Consider the following 23397-nt stretch of genomic DNA (forward strand, 5'->3'; position numbering starts at 1 on the left):
CTGTGTCCCGCGGCTCCGGTCACCGACCGTCCAGGGGCATAAGTCTCTTGGTTTATGCTTATTCCTCGACGCCGAGAAGGTCCTCGTCATTGACGTCCTTGGCCTGCCGCACCGCGGAGACACCGGCGGCCAGGGCAACCAAGCCCAGCACAATCAGCGCCAGGGGCACGAAACCGCGCAGGAATTCCACCACCGACCACCACCAGATAGTCAGGCTCCACAGCCCCAAAGCCAAGGCCAACAGACCTGTAATGATGCTCGGCATAAAACGTCCTCCTTCAGGGGGCGACAGGCCCCGTCAAATTCTTCAACCGCGTGCCGCCGCCCCTTAAGAGGAAGCTGACGTCCACACGACCTAAACGCCCCCGAAGCCCGATCCCCGTCCGGACTTCAAAGGCTGGCAGATTCCTCGGCACCCGTATTTTCTTCTACGCGCCGATCCGTGCTGACACGGGAGACCCACAAAGCGAAGGCCATGATACCCACGTTGGCAAAACCTGTAAAGACGAATGGGGCGTGCGGCCCTACGGAATCAAATAGAAATCCACCAATTTGCACAAAAAGGATAATACCCAGTGCCCCCATGACATTAAAGGCGCCGAGCATCGACCCGAGAATTTCTCGCGGCGTGATATCCACCGTCAGCACCTGCGGGGCGACCAGGCATCCCGCCTGACCGATGGCGACCAGCGCAGCGGGTAGATAGATCAGCCAATCGAACGGATTAACAACGAAATTGAAGCTCAGGAACCCGGCCCCGGAAATGGCCATGCCCAGGGTGATGGAGGTGATCCGTCCGGCCCGCTGGATGATCTGGCCCCAAATCGGAATGACAATCAAGGTCACCAGACCGATGAAACCAATCAACTTGCCGGCCTGCGCCGCCGCGTCTTCCTGGCTGATGCCCATCAGATCAGCGAAATAGATGAACCAGAGCATCACGAACAGGCCCACCAGGACCATGTCGTTACGGGCGAAAAAAGCGGTGGCGAAGGACAATTGCAGGCGCCGGTCGCGCGCGATCAGCTTGCGAATGCGCCGCCACGGCACCTCGGCTTCCTTCAGTTTCGGGGCGATGTCGATCAGGCACTTGCCCGCCACCCAGGCCCCGGCAATGGCGATGGCTGCGGTCAACAGCATGACCACGCCGATGCCCGCATGCTGCGGAATCTGCATCAGAATCGCATAAACCAGGGTGCCACCCAGGGCCATCATGAAGGCGCTGTTGGACAGCATCCGCGCCCGATTCTCGAAGGTGGTGAAATCGCCGACCAGGGTCGCCAGTTGCGGCCAGACCGCTCCCGATCCGATGGACATGATGATGCGGGCCAGGAAATACACGGCCAGTCCGCCGATGACCAGGGCCTCGCCGATGACCATGCTGTAGGGGGCCAGCAGCGCGCCGATGGCGGCCACCAGGAACCCGCCGACAATGATCGGCACCCGCCCAAAGCGGTCCGACAAGAACCCCAAATAGCCGATCACCAACAGATCGAGCACCTCGGTGACCACCTGAACGCTGGCGTTGATCGATCCGGCATATTCGAACGGAATGCCAAGCACGTTGCGCAGGAACAGCGGCTGCACGGCGACGGCCAGGGTCATGAAGATCATGCACAGCGCCGCCAACAGATAGACGGCATTCCAGTGCCATTGTTCGACAATTTTGTCTTTCATGGGATCGTAACCAGCCTGCCCTGCATCGAGAGATGATCGACGGAGTCCCTGTTTAGCGGAGCTTGGCGCTCCATATCAAATGGATTCAAACGCAAAGGGCGTCCAACCCGCGGGAAGACGCCCTTCGAAACCCGTCTGTTGCCGATAGGTCTCAGAGCTTGGAAGCCAGATAACCAATGAACGGCAGGTTCCAGGCCTTGTTGAACATCACGCTCACCAGACCGAGCAGCGAAAATCCAAGCACCGCCATGACCGAGAAGCTGAAAAACCATTTGCCCGCCCCCGGCATATGCAGGGCGAACAGGGCCAGCACGCCCCACATCCAGATCACCAAACCCTGTTTGGCATGGAAGTAGACGAACTCGTCATCCCGGTTCATCACCAGGGGCACGAAACACAGAATGCCCAGATAGCTCAACGCCGCCATGAATCGGGGCTTGGTTCCTTCCTCTTGGGTCACGACTACAGCCATTGTTTCTACCTCAGTTCCTGATGCGCCCGATTCGGCACGTTATTTGGAATACACATAAGTGTTTAATACTGTACGCCCCCCAAAGCAATACAGTCCTAGAACTCGCCCAGGGCATCCGCCAGTTCGAGTTCCGCATCGGTCTGCTTTTGCTCATCCCGCCGACTGGCCAGATAGCTGTAAGCCGCCGCCGCGCCCGCCGCGACCAGCAGCACCGCGCCCCAGGCCCCCAGGCCGAGACCGAGGCCGACACTGACCCCCTTGGCACCGGCCGCCGCGCCCGCCGCTTTCGCCGCGCCGCCCTTGGCCATGGCTTTCGCCGCCCCCCCCTTGGCCATGGCCGCGCCCGTCTTGGCGGCCGCGCCTGCCTTGGTCGCCATACCGCCCTTGGCGATTCCCGTCGCCGTCTTCGCGCCTGCCTGAGCCACCGCCATAACCGAAATCTCCTATGTGTTTCGAACCCACGCCAAAACCGAGCCTTCTCGGGTCCCGACGTGGGATGAACCCAATAAATCAAAAAACAATCCGAGTGTCAACGCAGCATAATAGTATAGATACACAGTAATATCATGTCTTCAGCGTGGCGATAATCATTCTCATTTACAACAAGTGCCATTTTATTACAATATAACAAGACGAAAACTTTAATTTTCTGTCGATGACTTGATGACTTTTCGGCCCATTCCTGCCATTCTGTCGGTCACATGAATCATGTGCACAATTCAGGGAGACTCAATATGCTGCCCCTTATTCCCTTGGCCATTGGGGCCGTCGTTGCCGGCGCCGGCTTTGCTCTCGGCATGCGGTTGTCCGACCGTTATGTCATTCCCACCGCCGACAAAGCCTTTGATACCGCCGAAAGCGGCTTGAAGAAAGCGACGTCGAAAATGAAAAAAACCACCAAGTCCGACGCCGACAAATAAGTCAAACCATCTGCCGCAGACAAAATAAAACCGCCGGGTCAATCTGGCGGTTTTATTTATTCAGAGACGAATCGGTAAAATCTTTTATTGCGCGGTCAACACCTGATAGCAGACCGCATCCACGGCATTTTCATCCGCATCCCCGGCCCGCTTCCATTTCCGCACCACCTTGTTGAAGCTGAACATATCGCTCTCTTCATCGACGCGGCTATGCAGCTCTTCCAACACCAGGATTTCGCCCGGACTCCCCAGGGGCTCCAACCGGGCCGCCGGACTGATGGAATCGCCGACCAGCTCCGTTTCGCCGGTGCTCGGATCGGTACGGGTGGTGGCGGTGCCCCAATGGATCGCCGCGAAGGCTTCCACCTGGATGTTTTTCAACACATTGATGTAATTGGAGGCGAACAGCAGCGCCTGAACGGGTTCGTGGAACACGCCGATGATGGCGTCGCCCCGAGTGGTCACGCAGACATCGGCGTTTTCGCCGACCACGAACTTGTTGTAGCGCTTCAACAGCGACACCAGATTGCGCTTTTCTTCCAAGGTCCGCTGGGCGAAGTGTTTGATACACAAAGAGAACACGGCCCATTCGCCGGTTTCGTAGCCATAGAAGGCGTTGGGATTCTCCTCCGGTTCCACCTCCACCGGCGGTGCCTGCATTTCCGGTTCCGGTTCCGGCTCGGGCTCGGGCTCGAAGAATTCGGGTTCCGACAGATCGTCCTCGGGCAGCTCCTGATCAAAGTCCTCGGACATGAAACTGTTGTCGTCGTATCCGTCACCCCCCTCGGCGGCATAGTCCTCCTCGAACGCCGATTCGTCGAACTCGCCGAAATCATCGAGAATGGTGCCGCTCAGGTCGGCCCCGTCGAACCGCGCCCCGGCGGTCACCGCGCCGGACAGGTTGGCACCGCTGAGATCCGTATTGCGCAAATCGGCCCCGGCCAGATTGGCCCGCGCCAGATTGGCCCCGCTGAGAATCGAGCCGCCCAGCTTGGCTCCGGCCAGATTGGCGCTGCCCAGATCGGTGCCGGTGAGAATGGCTTCGCCGCCGAACCGCGCACCGGACAGATTGACCCGCCGCATGTCGGCCCCGGCCAGATTAGTCCGGGTCAATCGCGCCCCGGACAGGTTCGACCCCACCATGACGCAACCGGCCAGATTGACGTCTTCCAGAATCGCCCCGGCCAGATTGGAGGATTTCAGATTGGCCCCGCTGAGATTGGCCTTTTTCAGGTTGGCCAGCGACATCACGGCTTCCGCCAGATCCATGCCCGACAGGTTGGCGCCGCGCAGATCGGCCTGACTGAGATCCGGCTGTACGCCAGGCTCGGACTTGCGCCAGGCATTCCACCGCCCGGCCCCCAGGGCCGCGTTTCTCAAATGATGTACATTCGACATGACAGAGGTGCCCTCAGCGTCAAAAATGTTAATTCTTTCTATAAGGTTAAATTAAATCGTTATTTGGGTCAATTCGGGTAATTTTTGCCGGGTCAAGTGGAAAATCCAATGCAAAATAGGCTCGCATTCCTCTAACTTGCCGCTAGATTTGGTATTTCTTCCCTTCTTCTCGGCAATTTTTGCCCACTCACCGAAGTCCACCGAGTCGCGTCTTTCTCATTTGACGAGCTTTCCGAACGACTCGCGGAATCTGTTTTTCCAGTTTTTGTCGGGCGGCGCGGCGGTCTGTGCCGGACTTCCCGCCCGGGGAGCCTGAGCCGTCGCCGGGGTTCCGGGCGGCTCGCCCCACAGCCCCATGTCGCGCCCCAGCAGATGCACGGCCAGGCCGCCACTCAACGCGCTGAGGACCCCGAAGATTCCCATCAACAGGCCCTGGGGCATGACCGCCGCCGCGATGGCGCAGAGCACCCACATGAGACCGAAATACTGACAACCGCGCAAGGTGACTTCCCCGCCTCCTGTTTTATGGGGATCTGTTGTACCCGGTCTCGTTCGACCCATCAACCTCCCGCCTTGACAGGCGTAAAGACCATTCACATATGTCGGGTAAGATTGAACGGTCGCGTTTGTCACAGGGGATTGCTGTCATGTTCGGATGGAGAGCCAAGGTCTCCCTTTGGGGAGGTGTCGCGCTCGTTGCCACGACCTTCGTGGTCTGGACAAGCCTGCACCAGCAGGCCACTCATCAGGCCAGCCTGCGCGAGCCGGTGCAGCGGGCCACGACCCAGATTCGACTGCTTGCCGACGAAGCGGACAAAGGCTTGATTCCCCTGGAACAGGCCCGGCAACAGGCCCGCTCCATTGCCCAGGCCCTGCCCACCGACGGCCATGTCCGCTTCTGGGTCAGCCAGCGCCAGGGCACGCCGGTGGTCAACGAAATCGAGCCCGGCCTGCAACATATCCAGCCCGCCGAGGGAACCGAGACCGCCCAGGTGCTCCAGCGCATCCTTGGCACCGCTTCGGTGGACGGGCAATTCGTCAGCTATGACTGGCCGCCCCGCACCGCCGTTGCCCGGGTGGCCTACGTCCAAAAAATCCATCAGTGGGACTGGGTGATCGGGGCCAGCAGCGACCATCTGGCGCTGGCATCCCTGCTTGTCGAACGTCTGGGGTTGCTGGTCATCGGCCTGGGCCTGTTGGGATTCACCTTGCGCATGGTTTCCACCGGCAGCCGCAACGAAATGTGCCGATGAATCAGTTGGTCGGCGGCGGTCCCTGCTCCATGGGCGTCTGCAAAATCCGCTGCACCCGCTGCGCGCTCATGAGCTGCACATCGTAGGGCACGCCCATTTGGCTCAGTTGCCCGGCGAAGGCCCGCAGGTGATTGCGCGAGCCCCGGCGGATGGTCCGGTAGACCTGCCGAATATCGGCCTGCTGGGTATTATCGAGCGCCGTATCCAAGTCCGTAATATCCACTTCCTCGATCAACCCGCCCACTTCGAAGGCCGCCTGGAGTGAGGTCACGCCTTTGGTGCTGAGGTCCCTGTACAACCCCAACAGATGCGGATCATGAAAGGCCCCGCGTGCCGAGCCGAGGGCCGGGTCCGGAATGCCATACCGAGTCAACATCCCGCCGACCGCATCCATATGCCGCTGTTCGGCCGTGGCCACTTTTTGAAACAGTGGAACCTGCCAACGCTCGTAGAGATCCAGGTAGACATCCCGGGCCAGCTTTTCCTCTTCACGCATATAGACCAGATCCAGCACTTCGCGCTCGCTCAGGGTCACCCCCCCCAGGGAAGGGAAAATCGGCGGCAACTCGAAAGGGGGCAGAGGCTGCGGCGTGAACACCGCATGCTGGGCCTGGGCCGTGGTCAGACGCGGTGTGCCGGTCGGCCGCAGATCGTTGGCATGCAGCAGCGCATCAATCACCAGAATCAGCACCCCGAGCACCAGGGCGACCGCCAGCAGCAGTATAAAAGTCTGGGCCCCTTGACTTCCCTGAGGCGTTGGCTTGCCGATCATCTGTAGCACCCTCTCTGCAACATAGTCATTGCCACATGGGGACACCGAGGGTGTCGCGCAGCAGGCAGGTCTTGCCATTGACGGAAATGGATTTGACGTACAGCGGGTCCACCGCATGGGGCAATTCAATGCGGAAGGCCAAGCCCTTGACGTACATGTTCAGAGCCACCGGACAGCGCTGCTCGTTGAGGAACCAGGACGGAGCCAAAACCGCCCGGTGCGGCACGTTCACGCCGTCGTCCACCCAAATATTGATCAGCGAATCCGGCCCGTTGGGCGCGGCAATGGCGACCTGCGAGATCTTGCCCTGGAAGCGGTGCAGTCCGGCCCGGTCCAGGGGAATGGTCAGGGCGCCGAAATCGGTGACGTCCTGCCCCGTCTTCGGACCGGCGATTTGCAGACGGCGCACTCCATCGGGCGGCAGAACCGGCTGCATGGCATTGGTCGCCATGCCGGGATTCGGAGTCCAGGCGGCAGACACCCCCATCGGCGCAGGCGGCGTCGGATTGGCGGACTGCACGCGCTGACCATGCAGGGCCTGCGCTTCGGAGCGTGGAATGATGTGATGGCAATTGCGGCAGGCCTGGTTTTGCCGACCGTCCGTGTGCGGCGACAGGGTTCCGGCACGAATGGGCGGCACGGCGATACCCGCAGCGTTGGGATTGGTTGGCGGCAGCGCCGCCTGATTGCGCATGGACATGATTTCGTGACAGCTCGAACAGGCCATTTTCTCGCGCCCGTCCCGGTGCGGGGCCGGGATTCCGGCAACGATGGGCGGCGCGTGCTCGTAGGAATCCTCGTGCCACAGGTCGTCGGAAAACAGGGTAATGAACAGCAGCGCCAGACTGAAGACGATGCTGACCCCCATGATCCATTGTTCGGTCTTGATTTTATCCATCTTGATCGACCAGACGTGCTCCGAGCGGCACCGGGGCACGGCCTCGCCGCCCCCGTCCCACACATAAAAATCTTGCTTCGCTGTTTCGAATTAGTATAAATCTCTGAAAGGATCAACTGGAAATGCCGTTGAACCTGTTCTTTGGAATACCCATTCCAATTCTTGGGTTAGACTTAAAAACCTGGATATCAATATTTCCGTGGGCGAAAGTTAACGTATGTCATCGGAAATCGAGATTTTGCCAAGAGTGACTGTGAGACGGGCCTGTATCGGATGACTATTCCCAAGATAACATCCAAGAATTGGAACAGCGTCTACATGCTGTCGGCCATGGGCTCGACCATCATGGCTCTGGCCCTGGGCATTCAGCCTTTGTTCCTGGACAAGGTTCTCAAGATTCCCTTCGAACAGGCGGGCACCATTAACGCCGACATCCAGGTGGTCGTGGAAATCCTCAGCCTGATTTTGATCGGCTATCTGGGCTACCTGTCGGACCGCTATGGCCGCATTCCCGTGGTGGTGTTCGGATTCCTGATTTCAGCCACCGGCGCCGCCCTCGCCCCATTCAGCCTGGAACTTGGGATGGCGCTCGGAGTCGGCGGGCTGGTCGTCTATTACCTGATGCGCATTCTCATGGCGCTGGGGGCCGATGCGGTGCAGTTGCAGATGACCACCCTGGCCGGCGACTTCACCACCTATAACAACCGCGCCCGCTTCATGACCAATACGGTGTTCATGATGACCTTCGGCAGCACCATCATCTATGCGGTGATGATGCAGGTCCCGAAGCAGGAAGGCGGCATCTGGGTCGTGATGATGGCCCCGGCGGTGATCGGTCTGCTGGGGGCCTGGGTGGCGCGGAACTTCCTGGTCGATATCACCACCCGCCTCGAAGAAGAGGAAAAGCCCTGGAAGCGGGTTTGGAATCTGGCGATGAACGATCCCCGGATGCTGCTGTGCTTCGCCTCCGCCTTCTACACCCGCGCCGACATGGTGTTCATCGGTCTGTTCTACATGCTGTGGAGCATCTCTTTTGCCGACGTGGTCGGGCTGACCCGCACCGACGCGGCAGCCCATGCGGGTCTCATGATCGGCCTGACCGGGGTGATGGTGCTGTTCTGTATTCCCTTCTGGGCGCGCTTCATCGAAAAGCACAGTCGCATCGCCGCCATCGGGGCCGGGCTGTCGCTGTCCGGGGCGGGCTTTATCTTTCTGGCCCTGTTCGTCAACCCGTTCGACTGGACAGTGATTTTTCCGTTGATGCTGATTGGGGCCGGTCAGGCGGGCTGTCTGGTCGCCCCACGGGTGCTGATCAGCGACCTGTCGCCCAACAAGATTCAAGGGTCGGTGCAGGGGGCCTTCAATCTGGCGGGAGGGATCGGCATCGTGCTGCTGGTCCAAAGCGGCGGTTATTTCTTCGATGCAGTGGGGCCGCGCTCGCCGTTCATTCTCGCCGCCACCGGCAACCTTTTGGTCATGGGCTATGCCATCTGGCTGCTCTACAACGGGGTTGATGAATCACCGAAACATATTCTGACAAAGCTCAAGAAGACCGATCTCAAGCCGCTGGTCTTCATGACCTGTCTGCTGCCGTTGATCTGGTTGATTGGTCGGGTCATTGTCAGCGGCATGTTGCCGGGCATTGACGTGGGGCAGATGCCGGTCGGCTTCTTCAACCGCTATCTGGGCGACTGGGCCTTGAACTTCTTGATTTTGTCGCTGGCCCTGCGGCCGTTGCGCGAAGTCACCGGAGCCAACAAGATCGCCAAATACTCCCGCATGATCGGGCTCTATGCGTTCTTCTACGCCTCTTTGCACGTGATCAGCTATTTCTGGCTGGAATGGGATTACAATTGGGCCGAGATCGGCAAGGACATTGCCAAGCGCGAGTTCATCCTGATCGGGATCTTCTCCTATATGATTTTACTGCCGCTGGCTGTCACCTCTTGGAAGAAGATTGTCCAGAGCATGGGCGGTCGCAAGTGGAAGAAACTGCACCGCTCGGTCTATCTGCTCGATATCCTGGTGGTGCTGCACTTCCTGCTGGCCGCCGAACCGGAAAACGGCGAGCCCTATCTGTACGCGACTTTGGTAGTTCTGCTGCTCGGCTATCGGGTGCGCCACAGCAAATGGGTGACCCCCTATCTGAAGCGGGTCACCGGCAAGGCCTGATGCCTGCCTGCGTGGGCAGGCCGCACAAGGACCCTACCTGGATTTACGATCATCATCAGAAAACAATTCCCGCACGTCTTCACCGCCGCAAGGCATGATGAAGATCAGGAACGCCCGCCCGAAGCGCTTCAACAGGGCACGCCAGGAAAACGGAGCCTTTTCCTTGGTCCGGTCCTTGTCCTTGCCTGCCGAGAAGCTGCCCAATAGCCCGTTTCCCTGTTCGAAACCGGACAACCGACCCAGATGATGGCCCCCGGCGATGTGGTGCGTGCTCATATTAGCCATTACCCTTACCTTTTGTCATGGTATTCATCAATTCCGCTTATCATGTGATAATATAACATATCTGAATTGACCAGCACAAATGTTCTTTGCTCGGCAAAATACGCCAACGCAAAACGGCGGCCACTGGGGCCGCCGTTCGGGAAAAGCGAGAAGGAAAGGGTTCAGACGGTCTGCCGACGCCGACGCAACCAGCCGAGACCGGCCAGACCCCCGGCGAACAGGGCCAGGGAGGCGGGCTCGGGAACCGTCACTGCGGCCGCGCCCACATTGAAGCCATAGTAGCTTTCAGTGCGATCCGCATACCAGCTGATGGATGTTACTTCGCCAAGGAACTGGATGGCTCCATTGCCCTCGCGCCCAAACAATACGTTGCCCGCCGTCTGGGCTAAGGTACCGTAGCCCCAGTTACCACCGCCCGTGCTCAGAAAATCATAATCCTGGGAAAAGCTCAGATTGAGGGACGTGCCATAGTTGCCGAGACTGAAAAATGTCATCACCGGATCAAGGACGGCTCGGGAAAACGTTACCGTATTCCAGCCGCTGTAGACCAGAGTCACGGAATCAATCGGAGCATTGTCGATCACGCTGCTGCCGGTGTAGGCGCCTGGGATGGACGTTTCGCGCCACCGCCGGGCATCGGAACTGATACCCGTTCCCGAGGCACCGGAATAGCTGACGCCAACGGTCATGCCATCCTGGGACAAGGTCCCGCTGCCCAGGGTCGTCCAATCTGTCCAACTGATGACTGCCGCCTTGGCGCTGCCCGGCGCCGCAGCCCCCAGGACGACACCCGCCAAAAGCAAGATTTTCAATAGGTTCCGTTTCATAAGTATCCCCAGTGTTATTTTTTGACACAGAAAAGCTGGCTTAGGAACAAGACAGCAAAGACCGTGCCAAATAAATCAATTGGTTAGTAAGCGCCTATTGTATAGGCAGAATCTCGGACGAAAAAAATGCGAACCATTTTCAACCGACCTTATACTGTAAAAAATCCTGACGCTCAGCCCCGGCGCGGCGAAAAAGTCACCCAAAAAAATCCGCCCCGAAAGGCGGACTTGAACGAATTTAAAAGGGAAAAAATGGTGCCGCCGCACAGAATTGAACTGTGGGCCTCACCCTTACCAAGGGTGCGCTCTACCCCTGAGCTACGGCGGCACTGGGAAAGTGGGCGGAAACTGCCATAGGCCGGAGGGGGATGCAAGGACTTTTCGGCCCGCCGAAGGATGTCATTGACCCCCCTGCTCCAGCACGGCAGACTCAGCCCATGTCAGACCAAAAGCCCCCCAAGGCGCAACCCGCGTCCACCGAACCGCCATCGCGCCGCGACAAGCAGGCCGAGGCCCTGCGCGCCAACCTAGCCAAGCGCAAGCAGCAACAGCGGGCGCGCACCGAGCCGCCCAATTCTCGCAAACCGGACTGAGCCACCGCTTTTTCGTCCCATTGTCGTCTTGAACCCGTGCCCTGATGCGGGTATGACCCTTCATCTTCTTTCTCCCGACCGCTGGTCGGACCAACGGACGGGCCAAGGCATGGATCGTATTCTCATTCAGGGGGGCTTCCCGCTTACCGGGACCATCCCCATCGGCGGTGCCAAAAATGCCGCCCTGCCCTTGATGGCGGCCGGCCTGTTGACCGACGAGGTGCTGACCCTCTCCAATCTGCCCCATCTGGCCGACATTTCCTCGATGGCCAATTTGCTGGTCGAACTGGGGGTCGATCTGGGCATGAACGGTCATGCGCCCAACGGCGGCCATGCCGGACGCACCTTTGATCTGAGCTGCCCCAATATCAAGGCGACCACCGCGCCCTATGATCTGGTGCGCAAGATGCGCGCCTCGGTGCTGGTCCTGGGGCCGCTGGTGACCCGCCACGGTCTGGCCCGGGTGTCGCTGCCCGGCGGCTGCGCCATCGGCACCCGCCCGGTGGATCTGCACCTCAAGGCGCTGGAGCAGTTGGGGGCTGAAATCGAACTGACTGCCGGATACATCGAGGCCCGCGCCCCGCAGGGACTGACCGGAGCCAAGATCATCTTCCCGGTGGTCACCGTCGGCGGTACTGAAAACATCCTGATGGCCGCCACCCTGGCCCGTGGCGAAACGGTGCTGGCCAATGCGGCCCGCGAGCCGGAAGTCACCGACTTGGCCCATTGTCTGGTCGCCATGGGGGCCAAGATCACCGGCATCGGTACCGATACTCTGCGCATCGAGGGGGTGGACCGGCTGCATGGGGCACATCATACGGTGGTCCCCGACCGCATCGAGACCGGCTCCTATGCCGTGGCCGCGGCGATCACCGGCGGCAACTTGTTGCTGGAGGGGGCGCGTCTGGACCTGATCGGGGCGCTGGCCGATACCTTGCGCAAGGCCGGGGTGGAGATCACCGAGGACCCGGCCGGTCTGCGGGTGTCGCGGATCAATGGCGGGCTCAAGGGGGTCGATATGATGACCGAGCCCTATCCCGGCTTCCCCACGGACATGCAGGCCCAGGTCATGGCCCTGATGGCGGTCGCCGAGGGTGCCTCGATGATCACCGAGACCATTTTCGAAAACCGCTTCATGCATGTACCGGAACTTTGCCGCATGGGCGCCAACATCAATGTCCACGGGGCCTCGGCCATCGTCCGGGGGGTGGACAGCCTGTCCGCCGCGCCGGTCATGGCGACCGACCTGCGGGCCTCCATGTCGCTGGTCCTGGCCGGTTTGGCGGCCCGGGGCGAGACGGAAATCAACCGGGTCTATCACCTGGATCGGGGCTACGAGCGCCTGGAAGACAAACTGTCGGCCTGCGGGGCACGCATCGAACGGGCCAAGGGCGCTTGACAGATTCCTAATTAAAGGCTTTTCTGGTGCTTCCTTCGCAACTGCAACATGGAGTTTTCGGCGATGGCAAAGTACCTTGTGGACGGCATGACCTGTGGCGGCTGTGCCGCATCGGTGGAGCGGGCGATCAAGGAACTGGCCCCCAATAGCACGGTCTCCGTGGATTTGGCGGCCAAGGAAATCACCGTGGGCGGCGTCGATGACGATGCGGTCATCCAACAGGCTGTAGAAAACGCCGGATTCGAATATAAGGGACAGGTGTAATCAGCACTTTTTAAGAAGTAAATGCGTCCTGGTGGGCTGATGGAACCAGATTCCGTCGGCGCGCCGTTCTCCATATTCCTCGAAGGCCGCCCGCATTTGGGCGTCGAGCCGCGCGAAGGCTTCGCTGCGGGCCGGGTCGATATTGCCGATGCGCTGGGCGAAGGTCTCATAATCGGGATAGCGCATGGGATGCAGATAGGTATCCCGGGTGATTTCGGTCAGCCCCTGGGCCTCCGCCGCCTCAATGGCCGCCAGGGCCAGGGCGCGGACGTCGGTTTCGTCGTCGATGGGCTGCATGAGCCGGAAAAACGCCCCCTCGGCCACCGGCTCGGAAATATAGACATGCCCGCCGGGCCGCAACACCCGGGCCGCCTCGCCCAGCGCCGGGGCCATCGCCGCAGGCGGCAGATGATGCAGACTGTTGAAAAACACCACCAGATCGAACCTGCCGTCTTCGAACGGCAGCGATTCGCCGCCCGCCGATAGATAGGTCTCGCCCCCCACCGGGGGCACCGCGCGGGCGTGGGCCAATTGCACCGGATTGGGTTCCAGACCGATGACCCGCGCCCCCTGCCCGGCCATGCGGCGGGCGATATCGCCAACCCCGCAGCCCACATCGAGAACCTGCTTGCCGTCCAGGGCCAGGGCATCGCAGAGGGCATCGGCATTGCGTTTGATCAACATGGGCAGGGCTTCCTTTTTCGGTCGAGCAGCGGGAGCAGGCGGGGATGGCAAGGGTCTCAGTGTGAGCAGCAATCCATAATGCAGCACCGCCCCGAGTAGCGACAGTGGGGCCGCCAAAACCCAGTTGACGCTTTCCAGGACCCAGGGTGCGGCACCGGGAATGGTCGCATCGGGATAGCTGATCCCTAAGGCGACCGTCAGATTGATCGCCGCGTGCAGGCCGATGGAGGCTTCCAGGCCGTTGGTGCGATGGACCAGAATGCCCAGATACAGACTGAGCACCAGATAATCGGCCACCACCGAAAGACCGCCCCCCGCCACTTCCGGATTGGGTAGGTGAATGGCGGTGAACAACAAGGCGGGCAGCAACACCCGCAGCCAGGGATGGGCAAAGAACAGCCCCACCGTCTGATAGACGTAGCCGCGAAACAGCGCCTCCTCGGCGGTCACCTGGGCGAGCAGCGGCAAAGGCAATAGCAGCAGCGCGAACAGCCACACATCCGGGTCCCAGGACAAGGTCGCCGTGCCTTCCCCCGACCACACCAGCAAGGCCCACATGCCGCCATTGACCAGCAGCCCGATTCCCAGGCTGAGGCCGAACAGACTCCAGTTGAAACGGCGGCGTCCGGTGAACAGACTGCGCAAAGGGCGTCGATGGAGAATCCGCACCGCCGCCAGCAGCCCGGGCAGCGCCAGGGCGACGGAAGTCAACATAAAGGCCGTATAGACGCTGTCGCGCACCCGCCCGTCGATGGCCAGCATAAAGGCCGACCAGGCACTAGACAGATTCCAGGACCAGGATTCGTAAAGCGCCCCCAACAGGTAAATCAGAACCACGTTGAGCAGCGGCAGAGAGAAGACAATCACCACCACGGCCAGCGCATAGGGGGCCAGCCCGGTGCGGCCCGAACGGGCGAGATCACCGAAGCAACGATCCTGTGAGAAAGGCGTCTTATCCATATGTTCTATGTAGCCGCATTGCCATGTCAACGCCAGGGACTGGACAAAGCGGCCCTCATGGGCCAGATGTGGATAAACCAATGACCCTCCGGAGTTCACCCATGCCGCCCCTGTCCTGGCACGACCGTTTCAATGTGGACGACTATATCTACGGCACCGCGCCCAATCGCTTCCTGGTTTCCCAGGCCCATCGGCTGCGCCCCGGCCAAAGCTGTCTGGCGGTGGCCGACGGCGAAGGCCGCAACGGTGTCTGGTTGGCCGAGCAGGGGCTGATTGTGCATTCGGTGGATGGGGCGGCCAGCGGTCTGGCCAAGGCGCGCAAGCTGGCCGAAACGCGCGGTGTCCCCTTGCACACTGAACTGGCGGACCTGCGCCATTGGAACTGGCCGAAAGCAACCTACGATGTGGTTGCCGCCCTGTTCATCCATTTTGCCTCCGATGATCGTCCGACCATGCACCGGGCCATGGCCGAGGCCCTGAAACCCGGCGGCCTGCTGCTCATGGAGGTGTTTCACCCGGATCAGTTGGCCTACAAGACCGGAGGCCCGCCGGTGGTAGACATGCTCTATGCCGCTGCCACGTTACGCGAGGATTTCAACGGCCTGACCATCGAGAGCCTGGAGGAATGTCGGACTGAATTGGACGAAGGCGTTCTCCATTCCGGCACCGCTGCCGTCACCCGGTTGATCGCGACCCGCCCATGAGTGACGGCCCCCTCTCCGGTCTGCTGGTGGTGTCACTGGAACAGGCGGTGGCGGCCCCCTATTGTTCATCGCGGCTGGCCGATGCCGGGGCAAGGGTCATCAAGATCGAACGCCCGGAAGGGGACTTCGCCCGCCGCTATGACCATGCGGTGCAGGGGGAAAGCGCCTATTTCGTCTGGCTTAACCGGGGCAAGGAATCCGTCGTGCTGGACATCAAAGACCCGGCGGACAAGGAACTGCTCGGGAGGATGATCGCCAGAGCCGATATTTTCATCCAAAACCTGGCTCCCGGCGCGGCGGCGCGGGCCGGGTTCGACCCCGAGGAACTGCGCCAACAGCATCCCAAGCTGATTACCTGTTCCATTTCCGGCTATGGGGACGACGGCCCCTACCGCGACCGTAAGGCCTATGACCTATTGGTGCAGGCGGAAAGCGGCCTCTGTTCGATCACCGGCACGCCCGAAGCGCCGGGCCGGGTCGGCGTGTCGGTCTGCGACATCGCAGCGGGCATGTATGCCTATCAGGCCCTTCTGGAAGCGCTGATCCAGCGGGGCCGGACCGGACAAGGACGGCATCTGGCGGTGTCCCTGTTCGATGGCATGGCCGATTGGATGACCGTGCCGCTGTTGCATCATGACTACGCAGGTCAGGCCCCGTCGCGGGTCGGGCTTCGTCATCCGAGCATCGCACCCTATGGCGGCTTCACCACCGGCGACGGCACCGAGATCCTGCTCTCTATCCAGAACGAACGGGAATGGGCCGACTTCTGCCGGGTCTTCATGCAACAACCGCACTGGGCCGCGAGCGGTCCCTACGCCGACCCGCAATCCCGGGTGGCCCATCGTGCCGAACTGGATGCCGCCATCGCCCGCCGCTTCGCCGCCCTCGACCGGGCCACCGCCATTACCTTGTTGGATCAGGCGCGCACCGCCTATGGCCTGCTCAACGATGTGGCCGCCTTTTCCGCCCATCCCATGCTGCGCCGGGTCCGAGTCGATACGCCGAGCGGGCCGGTAGACTTACCCGCGCCCCCGGCGATCCAGGATGGCGATGATCCATCCCTTGGTGAGGTCCCCGCCCTCGGTCAGCACACGGACTCCCTGCGCCGGGAGTTCGGGTCATGAGCCCGCTGGACGCCATCGTCGTTCTGGGTGCCGCCGTGCTGCCCGATGGTCGTCCCAGCGCCGCCCTGCGCCGCCGGGTGGCGGTTGCCGTGCGCTGCTACTTTGAGCATGAGACGTTACCGTTGGTGATGAGTGGCGGTGCGGTCAGCCATGCCACGCCGGAATCCCATGTGATGCGCGATCTGGCCCGGGCGGCAGGTGTCCCGGAGACGGCAATCATCGTCGAGGACCGCTCCCGAAATACCTGGCAGAACGCCCAGGAAGTGCGCGTTCTGGCCGAAACCCGGGGATGGACGCATCTGCTTTTGGTGTCGGACCGGTTTCATCTGCCGCGAGCGCGGGACATGTTTCGCCGCCACGGCCTAGCGGTCTCCACCGCGCCGGTGGACCGCGCCCCCGGTGATAGCCGCCTGGCCTGGATCATGGCCCATGGCCGGGAAACCCTGTCCTGGGTCAAGCATGGGATACTGTGCCGCTTTCCGCCTAAAGCGTGATGCAGATTTCTGCATCACGATCCAAGCCGCCGTTGAGGCGGCGGCCAAGCGCGTAGCGCGCCCGGCGAGGGGCTCAAGTGATGCAGATTTCTGCATTACAAACTAAACAACAAGGGCCGCCGTCACCCGCTCGCCCTGGGCCAGCGCCACCGCAGCGGTCTTGTCGCCCTGACCCGTTCGCACCGCGTCGCCGATGACGAAAGCCGTGTCCTGCATATTTGAACGAGCGGTATCAAAATCCACCGGACACCAGCCAGTGGCATCGACCAGCCCAATGCGTTGGGCCAGATCCCCGGCCCACTGCTCGGGAATGATGTTGATCAGATCACCGGTGAAGACCCCGGCGGAGGTCCGCACCTTCCGCCTTGTCCGATCCACCGCCTCCAGAGAGGCGACAACCCGCTCCACGGAGTCCGGCAGGGCCGTCATGGGGACGGGGTTGGCATCAAGCAACAGGATCTTGGCGCGGGGATTGTGTCGAGCCAGGGTGGCAGCAGCGCGCATCGCCCGCAGGTAGGGGCCGACCATGAAACGGTGCGGTCGCCGGGGCACGGTCAGGAGCACCGTGCCGCCGGTCTCGACGGCGGCGAGCCAGGACTGGAACCGGGCCTCATCCTCCGCATCCTTCCAGAAATGCGGCATATCCTTTTGCGCCCGACCATCGTAGCCTTCGATCTCCTGCGCCTGGAACGCCACGCCCGGGGCAAGGATCAGCCGATCGAAGGCATACCTCTCGCCGGACCAGGCGATGGCCCGACGTTGCCCCCAATCCACATCGACGATTTCCGCCGAGGCCACCCGCACCCCCCGCTCCAGCAAGGCGGCGGCGCGACGCGACGGGAAACGATCCAGCAGGGTCACCGTGGATTCGGGAAACTTTGCTTGCAGGCGGGCGGCGGCGGTGACTCCGGCCACGCCGCCGCCAACAACCAGCAGACGGCGCGCCTCGGCGGTGAAGGGAGCCAGGACGCTCAGACCAACGGCGGCACCGAGTGTCAGAAAATGACGGCGTGAAATCATGGTGCGGTTACTCCTCCTGGTTCAGCCCCCCGCGACGGCGGCCCGACGTTCGGTTTCCGTTGGTTCCTGCTTCCTCAAACGCACCGGTTCCTCTCCCAGAACTGCCGCCTCGGTGACCATACACTGGCTCACCTGCGTCTGCGAGGGCAGTTCATACATGGTCCGGCGCAAAATTTTCTCCAGCACCCCGCGCAGGCCACGCGCCCCGGTGCCCCGATCCCGCGCCAGCCTGGCGATGGCCCTCAAAGCCCCGTCGGTAAAGGTCAGTTCCACATGCTCATGTTCGAACAAGGCCTGATACTGGCGCACCAGCGCGTTGCGCGGTTCGGTCAGAATGCGCACCAGATCGTCGACCCCCAGATCATCCACCGCCGCAATCACCGGAAACCGTCCGATGAATTCCGGGATCAGGCCGAAACGGCGCAGATCGTCAGGCAGAATGTCCGTGAAATCGAGGGGTTCCTTATCCGCCGATTTCTTGTCTTTGATCGTGGCGTGAAAGCCGATGGTCGCGCCGTCATGAACGGTGCGGGCTTCAAGAATCTTCTCCAGGCCGCTGAACGCGCCCCCGGCGATGAATAAGATGTTGCGGGTATCCAGATAGAGCGTATCGCCGCCCTCCTTGCGTCGTCCGCCGCTGGGCACCTTGACCTGCTCGCCCTCGACCAATTTGAGCAACGCCTGCTGAACGCCCTCGCCGGAGACATCGCGCAGACCATGACCGGACTCTCCGGCCCGGGCCAGCTTGTCCACCTCGTCGATATAGACGATGCCCCATTCGGCCAGCCCCACATTGCCATCGGCGGCCCCCAACAACCGGGTCAATAGGCTCTCCACGTCATCACCCACATAACCGGCCTGGGTCAGGGTGGTAGCATCGGCGATGATGAACGGCACCCCGACGATGCGGGCCAGGGTCCGGGCCAACAGGGTCTTGCCGGCACCCGACGGCCCGAGCAACAGTATGTTCGATTTTTCCAGTTCCACCCGGTCGGTCTCATCGACGCGGGCGGGCCGGGGCTGACTCTCAGCGGCCAGGCGCTTGTAGTGATTATAAATAGCCACGGCGAGGGTTTCCTTGGCCGTGTCCTGACCGATCACATATTTATCCAATCGGTCTTTAATCTCTTCGGGGATCGGCGGCGCGGCGAACGGGTCGGCCATGGCGCGCCGACGGCCCCAGCGTTCGACCATGCGGGCGGCCAGGGTCACGCAGTCTTCACAGATCAGCCCCTCGTTCCCGGCGATCAGCGGACGTTCCGGGGATTGTTCGGCCCCACAAAAGGAACAGCTTGGCGAGGCCTCCGTCATGACCGGTCTCCCAAAGCCCCAATCTGGTGCAGCCATTGGCGCTGGACCTCCTGTTGACGCCGCCGCAGCAGATACTCGCGAATGCGCGGCGCGGCTTCGTCGAGGGTCGCCGCGCGGGCCGGCAGGATCGCCTCGCATAGTAAAATGTGATAGCCCATGTCGGATTTCACTGGTCCGGCGATGTCCCCTTCAGCCATTTTGAACAATTGTTCATCAACCTCCGGATAGAGTTGCCCCCGCCCCACCATGCCCAACGCGCCCCCCTCCAGGGCACTCGGGCATTCAGAAACCGCCTGCGCCAGAGCGGCGAACGAGGCGGGCTTGTCGCGCAACCGGGCGACCAGTTCCGTGGCCCGCTGGGCCGCTTGCTGCGGCGCGTTTTCCGTATAGTCGTCATTGATGGTAATCAGAATATGGCGCACACGACGGCGCTCCAGTTGCTGAAACTTGTCGCCGTTGGCGTCGAAAAACTGTTGAACCTCCGCCGCGCTGGGGGACTCCGCCTGCGCACCGATGCGTTCCATCACCGCCCCGAAGCGCAACTCCCGCGCCAGACCTTCACGCAACGCGCCCTCGTCCAGGCCATTGCTCTGCAAATCCCGCAGAAAGGCCCCGCGGCTTTCATAGCGCGCGGCAATCTCGGCCAGGGATGCGGCGAGACGGTCCGTGTCCACCCCCACCGCCAAGGCCTCAGGCGTACTCAGGGCCTTGCTTTCCAGACGGAATGCCCGTTCCGCCTGGGCCGCCGCCACCTGACCTTGGCTGTCGTCCAATTGTCCCGGACCAACGCCGAATTTTTCCAGGGCACAGCGCAGCAGATGATAGGCGTAGCCCGACTTTATCGGACTGTCGCTCAGCAGGGCAAAACTCACGATGCCGTCTCCCTCTCCAAGTCAACCTCGTCGCCCATGCGGGCACCCGTCGGGGCCGCCTGCAACGCCGATTCCGGCACCACGAAGGTGCGTCCCGGGAAACGCACATGATAGGTCATGCCGCCCGGCGCGTCCCGCAGAACCTTGAGAATCTCCCCCACCGTTTGGATATCGGCAACCACTTCGCCGTCGACCCCCAGCGGGATTTTCGGCGTCACCTTGTCGCGGAATTCGAACAGACTGGGGACCCAGGGGTCGTCGGCCCCGATCAGTTCCTCCTCGCGGCAACCGACCATGATATTGTCGTCCAGAAACTGCACCGAATAGACGATCTGGTCTTGCAGAAACGTGCCCACGTCCTTGACAAAGCCGACCGCCCCCCGACGGATCAACAGATCCCCCGGGTTCTTGCCGGGAAAGGTGCCATCGTCACGCAAGGAGCGGATCACCCGCACCGCATCGCCATAATCGAATCGGGGCCGCATATCCGTTCCTCCTATTTCACCAGGGCTTCCAAGGGGACGAAACCGGCCGGTCCGGGCTGGGCCGGGGCTGCCGCCACATCATGGAACACCTTGAACACCTTTTCGGTCAGCGCGTCGGAGGCGACAAAATCCGCGTAGGCCTTTTCCAGCAACAGCTTGTACCGGTCGTAATCGGGATCGGTCTCCTTGGCGAGATAGTCGTGAAACCGTTGCAGGATATGCAGCCGGTTCACATGCACCACCTTCTCGTCGTAGGTCACACCGAAGTAGTCGAGGAAATCCTCGGCGCTGCTCAAGTCGTCCAGGTCATCACGGAAATCGTCGGTCATGGGATCTCTCCTTGCAGGGTGGCGCGGGCAGTGGCGGCGAGGGCTGCAGCCCCCAGACGGTCGGCGTCGTCCAATTCTTTAATTTTATCCAAACGTTCCAAAGCTTCCTTGAAGCGGCCCAAGCGCAGGAGCAGATAGCCGCTGCCTTTCAGTGCCAAAAGGTGGAAACGCAACAAGGTTTGGCGGCCACCGAGCAGCACGGCAATATCCCGCGGGGTCAAGGCCCGCCAGTCGGTGGGGAGATTGAGTTGCCCCGCCGTCACACGGAGCAGCTTCTCGGCCAAGGAAAAGGCCGCGTCATAGTGATGGCGATAATAATAATAGCGGTACAAGGCGACGAATACCGACAGATCCCGGGGCGCCATCTGGTGCGCCTGTTTGAGCAAAACTTCCGCTTCGTCGCTCGGATAAAGGTCCGCTGCCCGAAGGATCAAGGCTTCCACCTCGGGCACGCTGGGATCGTCGAAACACAGATCCTGGCCCTCGAAATCCAACAGATCCATGGCCGTCACTCCCCCACCGCATGGCGCGGAAGAATTACGGTTTCCGTTTGCTGAGTTCCGCAGATGGGGCTGGTCTCGCAATCCATGCAATGCGCCTCCTGGCCGTCTTCGTGGGGCAGATCCACTTTCGCCTCCAATTGCCGGACCCGCTCCATCAGGCAGGCCAGGGCCTCGGCCACCGGGTCGGGGATCAGATGATGATTGAGATCAATGCCGAACGGATTGAGGTGACCGGGGCGGGCGCTCTGCACCACCCGGCCGGGAATACCGACCACCGTGCAGCCGCCGGGCACATCGCCGACCACCACCGAGTTGGCCCCGATCTTGGAGTCCTTGCCGATGGTCAGAGGGCCGAGGATTTTCGCGCCGCTGCCCACCACCACGCCGCTTTCCAGGGTCGGATGGCGCTTGCCCTTGCTCCAGGACGTGCCGCCCAGGGTGACCCCGTGATAGAGAGTCACGTCGTCGCCGATTTCCGCTGTCTCGCCGACCACCACGCCAGCCCCATGGTCGATGAAGAAGCGACGGCCGATGGTCGCCCCGGGATGGATTTCGATGGTCGTCCACCAGCGCGACAAAAACGACAACAGGCGCGCGCCGAATTTCCAATTGCGCCGCCACAACGCATGGGCCAAGCGATGCGACAGGATCGCATGGACGCCGGGATAGGTCGCCAAAACCTCCCAAGTGTTGCGCGCCGCCGGATCGCGTTCGAACACGCAGGCCACATCCTCGCGCCATAAGGCGATCAGTCCGGGGGCGCTCACAGGGCGGTCTCCAGGTAAAACAATTCCAGATCGGCCCGTTCGGGCAGTCGCTTGCAGGCGCTGACGAAGCCGCGCACCCGATCCAGGATATGTTGGGCCTGCCAGGCCTCCACCGTGATGCCCAAGTCGCGATAGGCCAGCGTCACCCCCTTGGTGCCGGAATGCTTGCCCAGCACCAGCCGATGATCACGACCCATTTCCGCCGGATCGAAGGCTTGATAGTTGGCCCGGTCCTTGATCAGGCCATCCACATGGATGCCCGCCTCGTGGGTGAAGACCCCGGCCCCGATCAGGCTTTTCTGCCAGGGCACCGGACGCCCGGAGGCAATGGCCACGCTGTCCGAGAGATATTGGTAGTCGCGCAGGTCGATGCCGGTCTCGATGCCGTAGAGATGCTTGCCGCCCATGACGACTTCCTCCAGCGCCGCATTGCCCGCCCGTTCGCCCAGGCCATGCACGGTGGTATTGGCATGGGTCGCCCCGCCCAGGGCGGCGGCCAGGGTATTGGCGGTGGCCAGCCCCAGATCGTCATGGGCATGGATTTCCAGTTCCAGGCCGGTCCCCGCGCGCAAGGCGGCGAAGCGCTGCCGGGTACCGAAGGGCTCCAGGATGCCCACCGTGTCGGCAAAGCGGAAACGCTGCGCCCCGGCCCGCTCGGCGGTTTCGACAATGCGTTTCAGGAAATCTCCATCAGCCCGCGAACTGTCCTCGCCACCGATGCAGACGCCCAGTCCCAGATCCCGAGCCTGCGGCACCACGCGGGCGATTTCGGCCAGCACCCAGGCGCGGTCGCGGTTCAGCTTGCCCCGAATCTGCTGGTCGGACACCGGGATCGACAGATCCACCGCATCGACAGCCAAATCGCGGCACAGACCCAGGTCGGCCTCACTCATGCGACACCAGACCATCAGTTTGGCCTTGAGGCGCAGGGCAGCCACGGCGCGAATGCTCTCGCGTTCTGCTTCGCCCATAGCCGGAATGCCGATTTCCAGTTCCGGCACCCCGAGCCCATCCAGGCGGCGGGCGATGTCGAGTTTCTCCAACTGCGAAAAGGCGACACCTGCGGACTGTTCGCCGTCGCGCAGGGTGGTGTCGTTGATGATCAGGCTCTGACGGGGCACGCTCATGACGGAATCTCCTTATTCCGAACGAGTCCTCCGCAAGCGCCGTGCCAAAGGATGTTTTATTGCATTTCAATTGGTTGCTGAAAAAGT

At 61.6% G+C, this 23397-nt stretch carries 28 protein-coding genes and 1 tRNA gene; 9 read left to right on the forward strand and 20 right to left on the reverse strand.

The genetic code is table 11. From position 1 onward, the window contains the following. Window positions 1–58: 58 nt before the first annotated feature. From mamI to ACYQ1P_RS03965, 4 genes are all read right to left on the reverse strand, one after another. Window positions 59–265, reverse strand: a complete 207-nt coding sequence (mamI, locus tag ACYQ1P_RS03950) for a magnetosome protein MamI (protein WP_460019071.1) — start codon at window positions 263–265, stop codon at window positions 59–61. Window positions 266–390: 125 nt separating this feature from the next. Further along, window positions 391–1677, reverse strand: a complete 1287-nt coding sequence (gene mamH, locus ACYQ1P_RS03955) for a magnetosome biogenesis transporter MamH (RefSeq protein WP_460019072.1) — start codon at window positions 1675–1677, stop codon at window positions 391–393. 151 nt (window positions 1678–1828) lie between these two features. Then, a complete protein-coding gene (locus tag ACYQ1P_RS03960) occupies window positions 1829–2149 on the reverse strand; it encodes a hypothetical protein (protein WP_460019073.1) in 321 nt (106 codons plus the stop codon). Window positions 2150–2244: 95 nt separating this feature from the next. Next, the gene (locus ACYQ1P_RS03965; RefSeq protein WP_460019074.1) at window positions 2245–2580 is read right to left on the reverse strand and encodes a hypothetical protein; all 336 of its coding nucleotides are present in this window, start codon (window positions 2578–2580) and stop codon (window positions 2245–2247) included. Between the two features lie 303 nt (window positions 2581–2883). Here ACYQ1P_RS03965 and ACYQ1P_RS03970 point away from each other — a divergent pair, with 303 nt between their 5' ends. Then, window positions 2884–3069: a hypothetical protein gene (locus tag ACYQ1P_RS03970; RefSeq protein WP_460019075.1), complete on the forward strand. Its 186-nt coding sequence runs from the start codon at window positions 2884–2886 to the stop codon at window positions 3067–3069. An 84-nt stretch (window positions 3070–3153) separates the two neighbouring features. On the opposite strand, the gene ACYQ1P_RS03975 is transcribed toward ACYQ1P_RS03970, so the two are convergent. Then, window positions 3154–4467, reverse strand: a complete 1314-nt coding sequence (locus ACYQ1P_RS03975) for a pentapeptide repeat-containing protein (protein ID WP_460019076.1) — start codon at window positions 4465–4467, stop codon at window positions 3154–3156. 216 nt (window positions 4468–4683) lie between these two features. Then, window positions 4684–4968: a hypothetical protein gene (locus ACYQ1P_RS03980; protein WP_460019077.1), complete on the reverse strand. Its 285-nt coding sequence runs from the start codon at window positions 4966–4968 to the stop codon at window positions 4684–4686. Window positions 4969–5114: 146 nt separating this feature from the next. Between ACYQ1P_RS03980 and ACYQ1P_RS03985 the strand changes: the two genes are divergently transcribed. Continuing rightward, window positions 5115–5720 carry a cache domain-containing protein gene (locus tag ACYQ1P_RS03985; protein ID WP_460019078.1) on the forward strand — a complete coding sequence of 202 codons (606 nt, stop codon included), beginning with the start codon at window positions 5115–5117 and terminating at the stop codon, window positions 5718–5720. A 1-nt stretch (window position 5721) separates the two neighbouring features. Here the strand turns inward: ACYQ1P_RS03985 and ACYQ1P_RS03990 are convergent, their stop codons facing one another. Both ACYQ1P_RS03990 and ACYQ1P_RS03995 read right to left on the reverse strand, forming a co-directional pair. Next, entirely contained in the window at window positions 5722–6492 is a 771-nt protein-coding gene (locus ACYQ1P_RS03990) for a DUF2202 domain-containing protein (protein WP_460019079.1), read from the reverse strand. 25 nt (window positions 6493–6517) lie between these two features. Further along, window positions 6518–7453 (reverse strand): magnetochrome domain-containing protein, encoded by a 936-nt coding sequence (locus ACYQ1P_RS03995; protein ID WP_460019080.1) that lies wholly within the window; start codon window positions 7451–7453, stop codon window positions 6518–6520. Between the two features lie 210 nt (window positions 7454–7663). On the opposite strand from ACYQ1P_RS03995, the gene mamZ reads away from it, so the two are divergent. After that, a complete protein-coding gene (mamZ, locus tag ACYQ1P_RS04000; protein ID WP_460019081.1) occupies window positions 7664–9562 on the forward strand; it encodes a magnetosome biogenesis transporter MamZ in 1899 nt (632 codons plus the stop codon). 33 nt (window positions 9563–9595) lie between these two features. On the opposite strand, the gene ACYQ1P_RS04005 is transcribed toward mamZ, so the two are convergent. The 3 genes from ACYQ1P_RS04005 to ACYQ1P_RS04015 form a co-directional block, all read right to left on the reverse strand. Then, window positions 9596–9838, reverse strand: coding sequence for a hypothetical protein (locus ACYQ1P_RS04005; protein ID WP_460019082.1), 243 nt, complete (start codon window positions 9836–9838; stop codon window positions 9596–9598). A 170-nt stretch (window positions 9839–10008) separates the two neighbouring features. Beyond that, window positions 10009–10674 (reverse strand): PEP-CTERM sorting domain-containing protein, encoded by a 666-nt coding sequence (locus ACYQ1P_RS04010; protein WP_460019083.1) that lies wholly within the window; start codon window positions 10672–10674, stop codon window positions 10009–10011. Window positions 10675–10927: 253 nt separating this feature from the next. Then, a tRNA-Thr gene (locus tag ACYQ1P_RS04015) sits at window positions 10928–11002 on the reverse strand. Between the two features lie 109 nt (window positions 11003–11111). On the opposite strand from ACYQ1P_RS04015, the gene ACYQ1P_RS04020 reads away from it, so the two are divergent. The 3 genes from ACYQ1P_RS04020 (at window position 11112) to ACYQ1P_RS04030 (ending at window position 12930) form a co-directional block, all read left to right on the forward strand. Next, complete coding sequence (locus ACYQ1P_RS04020) at window positions 11112–11267, forward strand: hypothetical protein (protein ID WP_460019084.1); 156 nt, start codon at window positions 11112–11114, stop codon at window positions 11265–11267. Window positions 11268–11376: 109 nt separating this feature from the next. Next, window positions 11377–12666 (forward strand): UDP-N-acetylglucosamine 1-carboxyvinyltransferase, encoded by a 1290-nt coding sequence (gene murA / locus ACYQ1P_RS04025; protein WP_460020129.1) that lies wholly within the window; start codon window positions 11377–11379, stop codon window positions 12664–12666. Between the two features lie 63 nt (window positions 12667–12729). Then, on the forward strand, window positions 12730–12930 hold the full coding sequence (locus tag ACYQ1P_RS04030; protein ID WP_460019085.1) for a heavy-metal-associated domain-containing protein: 201 nt from the start codon (window positions 12730–12732) through the stop codon (window positions 12928–12930). Here the strand turns inward: ACYQ1P_RS04030 and ACYQ1P_RS04035 are convergent, their stop codons facing one another. After that, on the reverse strand, window positions 12931–14574 hold the full coding sequence (locus ACYQ1P_RS04035; RefSeq protein ID WP_460019086.1) for a methyltransferase domain-containing protein: 1644 nt from the start codon (window positions 14572–14574) through the stop codon (window positions 12931–12933). Window positions 14575–14675: 101 nt separating this feature from the next. Here ACYQ1P_RS04035 and ACYQ1P_RS04040 point away from each other — a divergent pair, with 101 nt between their 5' ends. The 3 genes from ACYQ1P_RS04040 to ACYQ1P_RS04050 are packed head-to-tail and all read left to right on the forward strand — an operon-like array spanning window position 14676 to window position 16896. Beyond that, window positions 14676–15278 (forward strand): SAM-dependent methyltransferase, encoded by a 603-nt coding sequence (locus tag ACYQ1P_RS04040; protein ID WP_460019087.1) that lies wholly within the window; start codon window positions 14676–14678, stop codon window positions 15276–15278. Next, a complete protein-coding gene (locus tag ACYQ1P_RS04045; protein WP_460019088.1) occupies window positions 15275–16402 on the forward strand; it encodes a CaiB/BaiF CoA transferase family protein in 1128 nt (375 codons plus the stop codon). Before ACYQ1P_RS04040 ends, ACYQ1P_RS04045 begins: the two co-directional genes overlap by 4 nt. Further along, the gene (locus tag ACYQ1P_RS04050; protein WP_460019089.1) at window positions 16399–16896 is read left to right on the forward strand and encodes a YdcF family protein; all 498 of its coding nucleotides are present in this window, start codon (window positions 16399–16401) and stop codon (window positions 16894–16896) included. Before ACYQ1P_RS04045 ends, ACYQ1P_RS04050 begins: the two co-directional genes overlap by 4 nt. A gap of 102 nt (window positions 16897–16998) precedes the next feature. Here the strand turns inward: ACYQ1P_RS04050 and ACYQ1P_RS04055 are convergent, their stop codons facing one another. Genes ACYQ1P_RS04055 through nifV form a run of 8 tightly spaced genes read right to left on the reverse strand, consistent with a single transcriptional unit; the run spans window position 16999 to window position 23310 of the window. After that, window positions 16999–17916 carry a hypothetical protein gene (locus tag ACYQ1P_RS04055; protein ID WP_460019090.1) on the reverse strand — a complete coding sequence of 306 codons (918 nt, stop codon included), beginning with the start codon at window positions 17914–17916 and terminating at the stop codon, window positions 16999–17001. 21 nt (window positions 17917–17937) lie between these two features. Further along, on the reverse strand, window positions 17938–19227 hold the full coding sequence (clpX, locus tag ACYQ1P_RS04060) for an ATP-dependent Clp protease ATP-binding subunit ClpX (protein ID WP_460019091.1): 1290 nt from the start codon (window positions 19225–19227) through the stop codon (window positions 17938–17940). Continuing rightward, a complete protein-coding gene (gene nifM / locus ACYQ1P_RS04065) occupies window positions 19224–20099 on the reverse strand; it encodes a nitrogen fixation protein NifM (protein WP_460019092.1) in 876 nt (291 codons plus the stop codon). The genes clpX and nifM overlap by 4 nt, the downstream gene beginning before the upstream one ends. Continuing rightward, the gene (locus tag ACYQ1P_RS04070) at window positions 20096–20584 is read right to left on the reverse strand and encodes a nitrogen fixation protein NifZ (protein ID WP_460019093.1); all 489 of its coding nucleotides are present in this window, start codon (window positions 20582–20584) and stop codon (window positions 20096–20098) included. Before ACYQ1P_RS04070 ends, nifM begins: the two co-directional genes overlap by 4 nt. Window positions 20585–20595: 11 nt before the next feature. Beyond that, a complete protein-coding gene (gene nifW, locus ACYQ1P_RS04075) occupies window positions 20596–20913 on the reverse strand; it encodes a nitrogenase-stabilizing/protective protein NifW (protein WP_460019094.1) in 318 nt (105 codons plus the stop codon). Then, entirely contained in the window at window positions 20910–21416 is a 507-nt protein-coding gene (locus tag ACYQ1P_RS04080) for a hypothetical protein (protein WP_460019095.1), read from the reverse strand. The genes nifW and ACYQ1P_RS04080 overlap by 4 nt, the downstream gene beginning before the upstream one ends. A gap of 5 nt (window positions 21417–21421) precedes the next feature. Next, window positions 21422–22183, reverse strand: a complete 762-nt coding sequence (cysE, locus tag ACYQ1P_RS04085) for a serine O-acetyltransferase (RefSeq protein WP_460019096.1) — start codon at window positions 22181–22183, stop codon at window positions 21422–21424. Continuing rightward, on the reverse strand, window positions 22180–23310 hold the full coding sequence (nifV, locus tag ACYQ1P_RS04090; protein ID WP_460019097.1) for a homocitrate synthase: 1131 nt from the start codon (window positions 23308–23310) through the stop codon (window positions 22180–22182). The genes cysE and nifV overlap by 4 nt, the downstream gene beginning before the upstream one ends. Window positions 23311–23397: the final 87 nt, after the last annotated feature.

It is taken from the genome of Magnetospira thiophila (assembly GCF_054657015.1).

What these genes read in the sequence shown, in the direction of transcription:
- ACYQ1P_RS03965 (WP_460019074.1), bottom strand. Translation starts at nt 2,580, where the DNA reads ATGGCGGTGGCTCAGGCAGGCGCGAAGACGGCGACGGGAATCGCCAAG.
- mamZ (WP_460019081.1), top strand. Translation starts at nt 7,664, where the DNA reads ATGACTATTCCCAAGATAACATCCAAGAATTGGAACAGCGTCTACATG.
- ACYQ1P_RS04010 (WP_460019083.1), bottom strand. Translation starts at nt 10,674, where the DNA reads ATGAAACGGAACCTATTGAAAATCTTGCTTTTGGCGGGTGTCGTCCTG.
- murA (WP_460020129.1), top strand. Translation starts at nt 11,377, where the DNA reads ATGGATCGTATTCTCATTCAGGGGGGCTTCCCGCTTACCGGGACCATC.
- ACYQ1P_RS03975 (WP_460019076.1), bottom strand. Translation starts at nt 4,467, where the DNA reads ATGTCGAATGTACATCATTTGAGAAACGCGGCCCTGGGGGCCGGGCGG.
- ACYQ1P_RS03990 (WP_460019079.1), bottom strand. Translation starts at nt 6,492, where the DNA reads ATGATCGGCAAGCCAACGCCTCAGGGAAGTCAAGGGGCCCAGACTTTT.
- ACYQ1P_RS04020 (WP_460019084.1), top strand. Translation starts at nt 11,112, where the DNA reads ATGTCAGACCAAAAGCCCCCCAAGGCGCAACCCGCGTCCACCGAACCG.
- nifW (WP_460019094.1), bottom strand. Translation starts at nt 20,913, where the DNA reads ATGACCGACGATTTCCGTGATGACCTGGACGACTTGAGCAGCGCCGAG.
- ACYQ1P_RS03960 (WP_460019073.1), bottom strand. Translation starts at nt 2,149, where the DNA reads ATGGCTGTAGTCGTGACCCAAGAGGAAGGAACCAAGCCCCGATTCATG.
- ACYQ1P_RS04045 (WP_460019088.1), top strand. Translation starts at nt 15,275, where the DNA reads ATGAGTGACGGCCCCCTCTCCGGTCTGCTGGTGGTGTCACTGGAACAG.
- ACYQ1P_RS04040 (WP_460019087.1), top strand. Translation starts at nt 14,676, where the DNA reads ATGCCGCCCCTGTCCTGGCACGACCGTTTCAATGTGGACGACTATATC.
- ACYQ1P_RS04030 (WP_460019085.1), top strand. Translation starts at nt 12,730, where the DNA reads ATGGCAAAGTACCTTGTGGACGGCATGACCTGTGGCGGCTGTGCCGCA.
- ACYQ1P_RS03970 (WP_460019075.1), top strand. Translation starts at nt 2,884, where the DNA reads ATGCTGCCCCTTATTCCCTTGGCCATTGGGGCCGTCGTTGCCGGCGCC.
- ACYQ1P_RS04005 (WP_460019082.1), bottom strand. Translation starts at nt 9,838, where the DNA reads ATGAGCACGCACCACATCGCCGGGGGCCATCATCTGGGTCGGTTGTCC.
- ACYQ1P_RS04070 (WP_460019093.1), bottom strand. Translation starts at nt 20,584, where the DNA reads ATGCGGCCCCGATTCGATTATGGCGATGCGGTGCGGGTGATCCGCTCC.
- clpX (WP_460019091.1), bottom strand. Translation starts at nt 19,227, where the DNA reads ATGACGGAGGCCTCGCCAAGCTGTTCCTTTTGTGGGGCCGAACAATCC.
- nifV (WP_460019097.1), bottom strand. Translation starts at nt 23,310, where the DNA reads ATGAGCGTGCCCCGTCAGAGCCTGATCATCAACGACACCACCCTGCGC.
- mamH (WP_460019072.1), bottom strand. Translation starts at nt 1,677, where the DNA reads ATGAAAGACAAAATTGTCGAACAATGGCACTGGAATGCCGTCTATCTG.
- ACYQ1P_RS03985 (WP_460019078.1), top strand. Translation starts at nt 5,115, where the DNA reads ATGTTCGGATGGAGAGCCAAGGTCTCCCTTTGGGGAGGTGTCGCGCTC.
- mamI (WP_460019071.1), bottom strand. Translation starts at nt 265, where the DNA reads ATGCCGAGCATCATTACAGGTCTGTTGGCCTTGGCTTTGGGGCTGTGG.
- ACYQ1P_RS04080 (WP_460019095.1), bottom strand. Translation starts at nt 21,416, where the DNA reads ATGGATCTGTTGGATTTCGAGGGCCAGGATCTGTGTTTCGACGATCCC.
- ACYQ1P_RS04055 (WP_460019090.1), bottom strand. Translation starts at nt 17,916, where the DNA reads ATGATTTCACGCCGTCATTTTCTGACACTCGGTGCCGCCGTTGGTCTG.
- ACYQ1P_RS04050 (WP_460019089.1), top strand. Translation starts at nt 16,399, where the DNA reads ATGAGCCCGCTGGACGCCATCGTCGTTCTGGGTGCCGCCGTGCTGCCC.
- ACYQ1P_RS04035 (WP_460019086.1), bottom strand. Translation starts at nt 14,574, where the DNA reads ATGGATAAGACGCCTTTCTCACAGGATCGTTGCTTCGGTGATCTCGCC.